This is a genomic window from Amycolatopsis kentuckyensis, from assembly GCF_002155975.1.
In the GTDB taxonomy this organism is placed as follows: Bacteria; Actinomycetota; Actinomycetes; order Mycobacteriales; family Pseudonocardiaceae; genus Amycolatopsis; species Amycolatopsis kentuckyensis.
This window is the reverse complement of sequence record NZ_MUMI01000031.1, coordinates 18701-29911: the sequence shown is the minus strand read 5'-3', so window position 1 is coordinate 29911 and position 11211 is coordinate 18701. Positions and strand designations below refer to the sequence as shown.

Genomic DNA, 11211 nt, shown 5'->3' with positions numbered 1-11211 from the left:
CGCGGTCAGGCTCCCGCCGGGCACCTCGAGTCCCGCGACCCCGGCCCGCCGTTCGGCGATGCCCAGCAGGTCGGGGGGACCGGCGGGCCCGGGGACCCAGAACTCCGCGACGTGGGAGCGGAGGACCCGGCGATGCACCTCGACGAGCACGCCCGTGCCGCGGTGATCGCTCAGCGTGGGCCACAGTTCGGCGGCGAGGAAGGCGAAGTCGCAGTCGTCGGCGGGCACCCGCACGATCGGGTGCCGTTCGTCGCGGATCTCGTCGTGCACCGTCACCACGAGTCCCTCGCCCCGCCCGGAATCCCGCCGGATGAGCACGCGGCCGGCGACGGGCAGCAGCGCCCGCACCGCCGAGCACAGGCCGTGCTCGGTGGCGGCCGGCCGGCCCGGCGCGACCGGAGCTCCCACCGCACTCGCCAGCAGGCGCAGCCCGGCGGGCCCGTCGAGCGTTTCGGCACCGCCGAAGCGGAGGAACCGGCGGCACGCGGCGTCGGTGTCGCCGCTGACCCCGGCCAGGGCGAGGCCGAGGTCGTCGGCGAGGGCCAGGACCGCGCGCCCGGGGCGGTACGCGGCCAGCCGCCGCTCACCGGCCCGGGTACGGAGTTCGGCCGCCGCCCGGCCGTCGTCGAGCGCGGGCCCGGTCACGACCAGGTTGCCGGCGCTCAGCCGCCGCCCGAGCAGGTCGCCGAGGTAGCCGAGAAACGCGTCCCCGCAGCGGTGCGGCGCCAGCAGCAGGTCCTGCTCCCCGAGGACGGCCACCAGTGCGCAGCCGCATTCCGGGCCGCCCGGCTCGACGGCGATGAGGTCAGGCATCGTGGAGTCCTCAGTAGAAGGGAAGACCGTCGGGACGACCCTGCGCGATTCGCCGTGACCGGGGAGTCGCACCGGCGTCACACCGCCGCCACCCCCGCCGTCACCTGATGTGACGAGCCGGCCGGATTCCGGCGCGGCGGTGGCCGTTCCGAGCGTTCTCGAATACGCTCTGTTCCGTTGATCAATGCGACGCTCTATTGTCTGCGCACTCCGATGTCTTGAGCTACCCTCGGCCCGTGGGAGGATTTACTGGGGGAGCACAACCGCTCCCGGCCGATGCCGAACTCATCGCCCGACTGCGGGGTGGCGATGAAAGCGCGTATGCGCTGCTTCTCGACGCGTGGTCGGGAAAACTGCTGCGCGTGGCGCGATCCTTCGTCAGCACCACCGAATCGGCGCACGAGCTGGTGCAGGACACCTGGCTGGCCGTGCTGCGGGGAATCGGCGACTTCGAGGGCCGCTCGTCCTTGAAGACGTGGGTCTTCCGGATTCTCGTGAATGCCGCCAAACGGCGTAGCAGTCAAGAAAGGCGCACCATCCCCTGGAGTAGTGCGGTCCAGGCAGAGGACTTCGGGCCCACCGTCGACCCATCCCGTTTCCGCGGTTCCACCGATCCGTACCCCGGCGATTGGTGGGCCTATCCGGCTGCGTGGCCGACGCCGGAACAGGAGGCAATGGCGACGGAAATCAGAAATGAAGTGGCGTCGGCGCTGACGGAATTGCCCGAGCGGCAGCAGATCGTGCTCACGCTGCGCGACGTCGAGGGGTGCACGTCCGAAGAGGTCTGCGAAATGCTGGAGATCTCGGCGGCGAACCAGCGGGTTCTGCTGCACCGGGCGAGGGCGGCGGTCCGCCATCGGCTCGAGGACTACTTGACGCCCGCACCGGCGGCCGACGACCCGGACGCGATCGCACCGTGACGGCACACCGCCGGCCGGGCCTCCACCGCGATCCTCGTGCGCGGTGTAACGCTGCGCGACTTTCCGACACTGTATGTCTGTGGGCGCTTGCCCGCACGGCGATGCCGAGGAAGGTCGGACGGGTAGTCTGAACGGGTGGTCGACATGAAGATGATGACGTGTCAGGAACTGGTCGAGCTCGTCTCGGCCTTCCTCGACGGCGAGCTCGATCCGGCCACGGAGCGCCGCCTGGTCGACCACGTCGCCACCTGCGAAGGCTGCGGAAGCTACATCGACCAGTTCCGCCGGACGATCTCCACCCTCGGTGAACTCCCCGACGACGCGGAAGGCGTGCTGGCGCCGGAGCGCCGCAGCATGCTGCTGGCCGAGTTCCGCAAGCTCCACCCGCCCGCGGACGCGCCGGACGTAAGGGATCGGTAACCGCGCACCGGCCGTTCGTCCCGTTGAATGAAGGGGAAACGGACGAAGCGGAGGAGAACGAGATGAACCGCACCCGGCGGGTGTTCGGCCGTCCCTGGTTCATCGGCGTCCTGGTGACGGGACTCGTCGCGGTCGCCGCGGGCCTGTACTGGTTCCAGCCGTGGCAGCTCTGGGTGGACGAAACGGTGCAGGAAGCCCTGCCCCTGCCGGCCGCCCCGGCGGCGCCGACGGCCCCGGCCGCCCCGGCGGCGCCGGTGTCCTTGCCACCGCAACCGGCCGAGCCCGCCGACCTCGCGACCGGCACGCTGATCAGCCACGAGCACCGGACCAGCGGAACCGTCCGCGTCCTGCGCGCGCCCGGCGGATCACTGGTGCTGCGCCTGGAAAACCTCGAGACCAGCAGCGGCCCGGACGTCCACGTCTGGCTCACCGACGCTCCGGTGAAACCGGGCAAGGACGGCTGGACCGTCTTCGACGACGGCAAGCACCTCGACGCGGGCAAGCTCAAGGGAAACAGGGGAAACCAGAACTACCCGCTGCCCGCCGGCACCGACCTGGCCGGCTACACCAGCGTGAGCCTCTGGTGCGAACGCTTCGACGTGTCCTTCGGCGCGGCGGAGCTGGCCGGCGGTTGAGCCGGCCGCCCGCAATCCACAGTGGACGTTCCGGCGACCGCGTCACGGCGCTGGGCCGTCCATGGCCCCGAAGGCGACGGCGGACCCGTGGTGGGACCGGCGAGGAATCGTCAGGCGAGCACCCGGTCGGCGGTGAGCTTGCGCGGGGTCTCGGCGAGCAGCGCCCGCAACCGCGCCGCGGGCAGCGGGGAGCCGGGGCCGGTGGGGAGGTCGTGGAGCGGGGTACCTGAGCGGATGTCTTCGCCCAGCTGGACGAACGCGGCCCTGGCGGCGTCGGGGTCGGTGAAGTACGGCGCCGCGTAAGCGCTGGTCTCCGGCTCGAAGCGCCAGCCTTCGCTCAGGGGGCCGGCGTCGACGGTGTCGAAACCCAGCCTGCCGATCAGGTCGGCGGCGCCCGCCCGGGCCGCCGGGTCGTTGCCGGCGATGGGCAGGGCGGTGCGGTCGGCGGCGCCCGCGGGACGGGCGAGCGCGGGGATGTGGTGGTCGCTGATGTTGTTGAACGCCTTGACGAGCTTCGCGCCGGCCAGGTGTTCCTGGACGAGCTCGCTCGTGGTGGTCTTCCCCGAGTCGAGGGCCTCGATGGGCCCGTCGCGGAACGGGTAGTAGTTGATCGTGTCGAGGACGATCTTGCCCGCCAGCTCGGCGACGGGCAGCGTCCGGTAGGCGGACAGCGGGATGCTCACCACCACGTGGTCGCCCGCCCGGGCCGCTTCGCGGGGGGTTGCGGCGCGGGCCCGCTCGCCGAGTTCCGCCACCGTCCCCGCCAGCGTTTCGGGGCCGCGGGAGTTGGCCAGGACGACGTCGAAGCCCGCGGCGACCGCGAGGCGGGCGACCTTCGAGCCGATGTTGCCGCTGCCGATGAAGCCGATCGTTGCCACGGAAGTGTCTCCTCTGGACGGCGAACCGGAGCAAGTGCTCCTCCTGCTGACCGTAGCACAACCGGAGCACGTGCTCCGCCATCGCGGAGTTCGCTGTACGCTGACCGACGTGCCCCTCGCCGACCAGCCCGCCAAGCGCCGCGCCGACGCCGAGCGCAACCGCGCCGCGATCCTGGAGGCCGCCGGCGTCGTCTTCGCCGAGCTGGGTGGCGCCGTCGACGTCCGGGAGATCGCCCGGCGCAGCGGTGTCGGCATGGGCACGCTCTACCGCCACTTCCCGACCAAGGACGACCTGCTCGTCCACGTCCTGGAAGAGCAGTTCACCGCCTGGCTCACCGCCGCCCACGAGCAGGCCTCCGCCACCGAAGACCCCTGGCAGGCGCTGACCGGCTTCTTCGAGCAGATGCTCACCACCCAGGCCGGCAACCGTGCCCTCGTCGAGAGCTACGCCACCACCGGCGGCCCGACCCGCTCGTGCGCCGAGCGCTGCGCCTCCTTCATCGACGACCTGCGCACCCGCTGCCTGGCCGCCGGTCTCCTGCGGCCCGGCGTCACCACGGCCGATCTGGTCCTGCTCACCGCATCCCTGAGCCAGGCGGTCCAGCTGGCCGGCGACGGCCACCCGGGCCGGTGGCGCCGCTTGCTGCGCGTCTCGCTCGACGGCCTGCGCAGCCGCAACACCGAACCCCTGCCGTCGGCGGAGGCGTCCGGCGAGGACGGCTGACCGCACGGCCGGCGCGGCCCGCAATTCTGGGCCGGGTGAAGATGAATATCCTTCGAAGTGATGGGTGTGCCCGGAATATCACCCCGATGGGGGAGTATCGGCCCGCTTCCGGTCGGCTGAGGTTAATTTCCGGCAACGCGACCGAACCGTTATGTGCGTTGCTCGGGTCGAGTCGTATCTTTTCGGGACAGGCGATGATCGACATCGGTTGACGGAGGTTGCTGGACCCGGTCCCCGCCCGGGATGGCAGCGATCGCAGGAAACCGAAGACGTGGACGGTCGCCGCCGGTGAAACTTCGATCGCCATTCCAAAATTGTGTCGCAAGTACCGATTTCCCTTTCCGGGAAATCGGAAAAGTGTCGACGCGTGCACCGAAGGATTTGTCATGCCCGCTGCCATCAGGTCATTGTCTCCGGGGGAACGGCTCGGCGCGAACGGGTGCCGATATCTGCTTCTCCCGCCGGCCGGTGGCACTGTCGGCACGCTTCGGCACGTCGCCGGGGCGGCGGGCGGCGCCGAGGTGTGGGCCGCCGAGTACCCGGGCCGGGGCGACCGGCTGGACGTGCCGCCGCCCGCGTCGCTGGAACAGCTGGCCGAGCACCTCACCGGCGAGCTGCTCCTCCGGGATCCCGCGTGGGTGCGGCGGACCGTCGTGGCCGGGTTCAGCATGGGGGCGTTCGTCGCGGTGGAGCTGGCCCAGCGGCTGCGCACCCGCTGCGGCCCGCTGCCCGCGGCCGTGGTGGTCGTCGGGGCGCCGGCGCCGCAACGGCGGATCCGCGGGCGGTACCGGCAGCTCGGCGAGGACAGCCTGCCCGGCGTGCTGGAGGGCGAAGGGTTCGTGCCCGGGCTGGGAAACCGCGCGTCCTTCGAGGTCTGGGCGTACGCCGTGGACCTCCTGCGGCGCGACGTCGCCCTGACCACCGCGTACCGGGGCCCGGCCGGGACGCCGGTGCGGTGCCCGCTGGCCGCCCTGTGCGGCGAGGACGATCCCGTCGCCACCGACGACGCGACCGAGGCGTGGCGGGACTGGACCACCGGCGCCTTCCTCGCCGCGACGGTCCCCGGCGGCCACCTGGGGCTGCTGGCCCCCGGCCACCGCGCCGAGTTCTGGACGTGGATGCGCCGGGTCGAACGGGACGTCGTCGCGGCGGGAGCACGCGATGCCTGATCTGCCGCCGTCGGTGGTCGGGGGTGGGCGGCGCTTCGTGCCGCAGGTGGGGTGGCAGGAACTGTTCGAGCTGCGCGCGCGGGCGTTCCCCGGGCGGACGGCACTGGTGGCCGACGACGTCGCCTGGAGCTTCGGCGACCTGTGCCGGTGGAGCGCGCGGCTGGCGAACGCGTTGCGCGCGGCCGGGGCGGTGCCCGGATCGGTGGTCGCGTGCGCGATGACCCGGTCCGTGCGGGCCGTGCTCGCCCCGCTCGCCGTCGCCAAGGCGGGGGCGGTGTACCTGCCGCTGGACCCGGGACTGCCGCCCGCCCGCCGGGCGCTGATCCTCGCCGAGGTACGCCCGGCGGTGCTGCTCACCGACGCGGCCGAGCTCGCCGCCGGCGCGGACGTGGCGCTGACGCCCGAGAACTGGCGCCGCGAGCTCGCTCCCCGTCCCGAGGACGCGGACCCGGTCACCCGCCCGGGAGAGCCGGCGTACCTCGTCTACACCTCCGGCTCCACCGGGCGGCCCAAAGGGGTCGTGGTGGGGCACCGGAGCCTGGTCAACCTCTACTGCGAGCTCGCCGCCCGGCTGTTCCCGGCCGGGGGCGAGCCGCAGCGGGTGGCACACGGCCTGCCCCTGGCGTTCGACGCGTCGTGGGATCCGTTGCTGTGGCTGGTCGGCGGGCACGAAGTGCACCTGGTGCCCGAGGACGTCCGCGCCGACCCCGAGCACTACGTGCGGTTCGTCCGCGAGCGGCGGCTCGACGTGGTGGAAGCCGTCCCGGCGCAGCTCTCGGGGCTCGTCGACGCGGGCCTGCTCGCCGACGGCACCCGCCCGCGGATGCTGCTGATGGGCGGGGAAGCCGTCTCGCCGTCGTTGTGGACGCGGCTGCGCGAGACCCCCGGCCTGACGGCGGTCAACCTGTACGGCCCGACCGAATGCACGGTCTTCACGACGTTCTGCCGCGTGGCCGACCGGGAAGAGCCCGCGATCGGGCGGCCGATCGCCAACACCAGCGTCCAGGTCGTGGATCCGCGCGACCTGCGGCCGGTGCCGGTCGGGGAAGCCGGTGAGCTGCTGGTCGGCGGGGCGTCGCTCGCGCTGGGCTACTTCGGCGACGCCGCGCTGACGGCCGAGCGGTTCGGGACCCCGCCGCAGCGCTGGTACCGCACCGGCGACCGGTGCCGGTGCGAGCCCGACGGCACGCTGCGCTGGCTGGGCCGGTTCGACGACCAGGTCAAGATCCGCGGCCACCGCGTCGAGCCCGCCGAAGCCGAACACGCCCTGCTGGCGCTACCCGGCGTGCGGCAGGCCCTGGTCCGGGGCGAAAACGGCGTCCTGGTCGCCTACGTCGTCCTCGGCGCGGGACCGCCGGAAGACCTGCGTGAGCGGCTGCGCGGCACGCTGCCCGAATACCTCCTGCCCGTCGTCGTCGAAGTCGATGCCCTGCCGGTCGGGCGCACCGGCAAGATCGACCGCACCGCCACCCGGATCGCGCCGCGCCCGGCGCCGATGACCCCCGCCGAGGCGGTCGTCGCGGCCGCGTTCCGGAGCCAGCTCGGGGTGACCTCGGTGGCCCCGGGCAGCGATTTCTTCGCCCTCGGCGGGCACAGCCTCTCCGCCGCCGCGCTGGCCGCGCGGCTGCGGGCCCGCGGGGTGCCGTGTTCGCTGCGCGACGTCCTGCGCCGCCGCACCGTCGCCCGGCTCGCCGAACTCGTCCCCGACAACCCGGAAGGTGGTGCGTCATGACCGGCTACGACGTCATCGTCGTCGGCGGCGGGCCCGGTGGGTCGACCGCGGCCGGGCTGGTCGCGGCCGACGGCCACCGCGTCCTGCTGCTGGAGCGGGAGCACCTGCCGCGGTACCAGATCGGCGAATCGCTGCTCCCGGCCACCGTCCACGGCATCTGCGCGCTGCTCGGCGTGCGGGACGAGATCGAGCGCGCCGGGTTCGTCCGCAAGCGCGGCGGCGCGTTCCGCTGGGGGAGCAGCCCCGAGCCGTGGACGTTCGCCTTCGCCGCCTCGGACCGCATGGCCGGGCCGACCTCCTACGCCTACCAGGTCGAACGCACCCGCTTCGACACGATCCTGCTGCGCAACGCCCGGCGGCTCGGGGTCGACGTCCGCGAAGGGCACCGGGCGCTCGGCACGGTCGAGGACGGCGGCCGGATCACCGGCGTCCGCTACCTCGACGAGGCCGGCCGCGAACGCACCGCGACGGCCCGGTTCGTCGTCGACGCTTCGGGGCACACCAGCCGGCTGCACCACGACGTCGGCGGCACCCGCGAATACTCCCCGGACTTCCGCAACGTGGCGCTCTTCGGGTACTTCCGCGGCGGCGCCCGGCTGCCCGAACCGGACGCGGGCAACATCCTCTGCGTCGCCTTCGACGCCGGCTGGTTCTGGTACATCCCGCTGTCGGCCACCCTGACCAGCGTCGGCGCGGTCGTCCGGCAGGAGTGCGCGGCCCGCGTGCAAGGCGACCAGCAGACGGCGTTCCGCGGCTTGATCGGCGACTGCCCGCTGATCGCGGAGTTCCTCCGGGACGCCCGGCCCGCCACCGAAGCACCGTACGACCGGCTGCGGGTGCGCAAGGACTACTCCTACGACCGGACTTCGCTGCACTGCCCGGGCATGGTGCTGGTCGGCGACGCCGCCTGCTTCATCGACCCGGTCTTCTCCTCCGGCGTCCACCTGGCCACCTACAGCGCGCTGCTGGCCGCCCGGTCGATCAACAGCACCCTGGCCGGCCTGGTGCCCGAAGACCGGTGCTTCGCCGAGTTCGAAGCCCGCTACCGCCGCGAGTTCGGGGTGTTCCGGGACTTCCTGCGCGGCTTCTACCGGCTCGAGTCCGACCAGCGGTCCTACTTCCGGTACGCCAACCACGTCACCGGCCACGACGGCGACGACCGCGCGGCGTTCGCCGACCTCGTCGGCGGGGTGTCGTCCGGGGACTTCGACGCCTTCGGGGACGTCCTCGCCGAAGGCGCGCAACTGCAGCTGCGCGGCCTGCTCGGGGCCGACGCCGGCGAGGAGCCGCCGATGTTCCCCGGCGGCCTGGTGTCCACTCCGGACGGACGGCGGTGGCAGGTGCCCGATGCCTGAGCTCGCGATCCTGCTCGCCGCGTTCGCCGTGGTGCTCGGGCTGGCCCGGCTCGCCGGGGCGGCCGCGGTCCGGCTCGGCCAGCCGGCGGTGTTCGGGGAGATCCTGTGCGGGGTGGCCCTCGCCCCGGGCCTGCGCCTGCTCCCGGCGTCGGCCGGTCTCGCGCTCACCGCGCTCGCCCAGCTCGGCCTGGTGCTGTTCCTCTTCGCCGCCGGTGCCCACCTGGCGCCGTCGATGACCCGCCTCCGGCTGAAATCGGCGGTGGTCCCGGCCGCCGGGGCCACCCTCGTGCCGTTCGCGCTGGGAGCGGTGCTGGCGGTGTGGCTGGCCCAGCGGCACGCCCCGGCCGGCTCCGGAGCCTTCGTCATCGTCGTCGCGGCCGCGATGGCGGTGACGGCGTTGCCCGTGCTGGCCCGGATCCTCGCCGAACGCGGCCTGCTGGACGCGGTCGCCGGGCAGCGTGCCCTCAGCGCGGCCGCCGTCTCCGACGTCGCCGCGTGGACGGCGCTCGCGGTCGCCGCCGCGTCCCGGCACGGCTGGTCCGCGACTTCGGCGTGGCCGGTCCTGGCCGCGCTCGTGGTCGTGCCGTGGTTCGCTCTCGAGGGGTTCCGCCGCTGGGCCGCCCGGCTGTCCCGGCCGTCGGCGACGGCGGTGCTGGCCGGGCTGGCCTGCGCGGCCGCGGCGGGCACCGAGGCCGCCGGCCTGCACCCGGCGATCGGCGCCTTCTTCGCGGGCATCGTCGTCGGCCACGCCGTCCCGGCGCTCGATCCCGCCGCGCTGCTCGCGCCGGCCGGCTCGCTGCTGGTGCCGCTGTACTTCGTGCTCGTCGGGCGGTCGGTCGACCTGCGCCTGCTCGACGCGGGGCTGGCCGCGGACATCGCCGCGGTCGTCGGCGTCGCCGTGGTCGGGAAGCTCGGCGGCGCGTACCTCGGGGCACGCTGCGGCGGGCTGGACCCGCACCCGGCCGGGGTGTTCGCGGTCCTGATGAACACCCGCGGCATCACCGAAATCGTGTTCGCCGGCATCGGCCTGAGCCTGGGCCTCGTCGACGGCGCGCTCTACACCGCGATGGTCGTGATGGCGCTGGTGACCACGGCGATGACCGGCCCGCTGCTCACCCGGCTGTCCCGGCAACGCGAAGGAGTCTGACATGCCCGCCTACCCACCGGAACCGTGGCGCGTCAAGATGGTCGAGCCGCTGCGGGCCACCACCCGCGAAGACCGGGAAGCGGCGTTGCGCGCCGCGGGCTGGAACCCGTGCCTGCTGCGCGCGGAGGACGTCTACGTGGACCTGTTCACCGACTCCGGCACGAACGCGATGTCGGACCGGCAGTGGTCGGCGCTGCTGCGCGGCGACGAAGCCTACGCCGGGGCCCGCAGCTTCTACGTCTTCGAGCAGGCCGTGCGCAGCTTCTACGGCTACGAGCACGTGATCCCGGTGCACCAGGGCCGCGGCGGCGAGAACATCCTGTCCCGCTGCCTGATCCGGCCGGGCACCCACGTCCCCGGCAACATGTACTTCCCCAGCACGCGCGCCCACCAGGAACTGAACGGGGCGGCCTTCCACGACGTCATCGTCGACGAAGCCCACGACCCGGAGTCGGCGTACCCGTTCAAGGGCGACGTCGACCTCGGGAAACTGAAGGCCGTGATCGAGGAGTTCGGGGCGGCGGCGATCCCGTACGTTTCGCTCGCCGCGACGGTCAACATGGCGGGCGGGCAGCCGATCAGCGTCGCGAACCTGACCGAAACGTGCGAACTGGCGCACGCGCACGGGATCCCGGTGTTCCTCGACACCGCCCGCGCGGTGGAGAACGCCTGGTTCGTCAAGCAGCGCGAGCCCGGCTGGGCCGCGCGGACGGTGGCGGACATCCTGCGCGCGCTGTGCGCCCCGACCGACGGCGCGGTGATGTCCGCCAAGAAGGACTCGCTGGCCAACATCGGCGGCTGGCTCGCGCTGCGCGATCCCGCGCTGGCCGAGCAGGCCCGCGGGCTCGTGGTGCTGTACGAAGGCCTGCACACCTACGGCGGAATGGCCGGCCGCGACATGGAAGCCATCGCGGCGGGCATCGCGGAGTCGGTCGACGAAGACCACATCCGCGCCCGCGTGGCCCAGGTCGGCTACCTCGGCGAACGGCTCGCCGACGCGGGCGTGCCGGTGGTGCGCCCGTTCGGCGGGCACTGCGTCTGCATCGACGCGGCGGCCGCGCTCCCGCACCTGCCGCGCGCGGAGTTCCCCGCCCAGACGCTGGCCTGCGCGACGTACCTCCAGGCCGGGGTGCGGGGAGTCGAGCGCGGCGCCGTGACGGCCGGCCGCGACCCGGTCACCGGCGAGAACCGCTTGCCGCGCCTGGAACTGCTGCGCTTGGCCATCCCGCGCCGCGTGTACACCCGGGCCCACATCGACCTGGTCGCCGACGCGGTGGTCGCCGTCCACCGCGACCGCGACCGGATCGCCTGCGGGCTGCGGTTCGCGACGGAACCGGCGCACCTGCGGTTCTTCCAGGCGCGGTTCAGCCCGGTGTCCGGGTCGAGCATCTTCGGGTGAGGTACGGGCGGCGGCTCCC

The 11211-nt window shown here is 73.4% G+C and carries 11 protein-coding genes; 9 read left to right on the top strand and 2 right to left on the bottom strand.

All coding sequences use genetic code 11. From position 1 onward, the window contains the following. The coding region (locus CCN39_RS03490) for a preATP grasp domain-containing protein (protein ID WP_208630122.1) at window positions 1-813 on the bottom strand (813 nt) is incomplete at its 3' end. 236 nt (window positions 814-1049) lie between these two features. Between CCN39_RS03490 and CCN39_RS03485 the strand changes: the two genes are divergently transcribed. From CCN39_RS03485 to CCN39_RS03475, 3 genes are all read left to right on the top strand, one after another. Continuing rightward, window positions 1050-1733: an RNA polymerase sigma factor gene (locus CCN39_RS03485; RefSeq protein WP_086838360.1), complete on the top strand. Its 684-nt coding sequence runs from the start codon at window positions 1050-1052 to the stop codon at window positions 1731-1733. Between the two features lie 144 nt (window positions 1734-1877). After that, window positions 1878-2153, top strand: a complete 276-nt coding sequence (locus tag CCN39_RS03480) for an anti-sigma factor family protein (RefSeq protein ID WP_244210597.1) — start codon at window positions 1878-1880, stop codon at window positions 2151-2153. 62 nt (window positions 2154-2215) lie between these two features. Beyond that, the gene (locus tag CCN39_RS03475) at window positions 2216-2788 is read left to right on the top strand and encodes a DM13 domain-containing protein (protein ID WP_086838359.1); all 573 of its coding nucleotides are present in this window, start codon (window positions 2216-2218) and stop codon (window positions 2786-2788) included. A gap of 110 nt (window positions 2789-2898) precedes the next feature. Here CCN39_RS03475 and CCN39_RS03470 read toward each other — a convergent pair whose 3' ends face one another. Continuing rightward, entirely contained in the window at window positions 2899-3666 is a 768-nt protein-coding gene (locus CCN39_RS03470; RefSeq protein ID WP_086838361.1) for an NADPH-dependent F420 reductase, read from the bottom strand. Between the two features lie 109 nt (window positions 3667-3775). On the opposite strand from CCN39_RS03470, the gene CCN39_RS03465 reads away from it, so the two are divergent. The 6 genes from CCN39_RS03465 to CCN39_RS03440 all read left to right on the top strand — a co-directional run bounded on the left by CCN39_RS03465 (window position 3776) and on the right by CCN39_RS03440 (window position 11192). Further along, window positions 3776-4390 (top strand): TetR/AcrR family transcriptional regulator, encoded by a 615-nt coding sequence (locus CCN39_RS03465; RefSeq protein ID WP_244210596.1) that lies wholly within the window; start codon window positions 3776-3778, stop codon window positions 4388-4390. A gap of 386 nt (window positions 4391-4776) precedes the next feature. Further along, complete coding sequence (locus tag CCN39_RS03460) at window positions 4777-5559, top strand: thioesterase II family protein (protein WP_086838357.1); 783 nt, start codon at window positions 4777-4779, stop codon at window positions 5557-5559. Next, the gene (locus tag CCN39_RS03455; protein ID WP_086838356.1) at window positions 5552-7291 is read left to right on the top strand and encodes an amino acid adenylation domain-containing protein; all 1740 of its coding nucleotides are present in this window, start codon (window positions 5552-5554) and stop codon (window positions 7289-7291) included. Before CCN39_RS03460 ends, CCN39_RS03455 begins: the two co-directional genes overlap by 8 nt. Beyond that, complete coding sequence (locus CCN39_RS03450; RefSeq protein WP_086838355.1) at window positions 7288-8646, top strand: tryptophan 7-halogenase; 1359 nt, start codon at window positions 7288-7290, stop codon at window positions 8644-8646. The genes CCN39_RS03455 and CCN39_RS03450 overlap by 4 nt, the downstream gene beginning before the upstream one ends. Then, window positions 8639-9793, top strand: coding sequence for a cation:proton antiporter (locus CCN39_RS03445; RefSeq protein WP_086838354.1), 1155 nt, complete (start codon window positions 8639-8641; stop codon window positions 9791-9793). Before CCN39_RS03450 ends, CCN39_RS03445 begins: the two co-directional genes overlap by 8 nt. A gap of 1 nt (window position 9794) precedes the next feature. Further along, entirely contained in the window at window positions 9795-11192 is a 1398-nt protein-coding gene (locus CCN39_RS03440) for a tryptophanase (protein WP_086838353.1), read from the top strand. The last annotated feature ends 19 nt before the right edge of the window (window positions 11193-11211 follow it).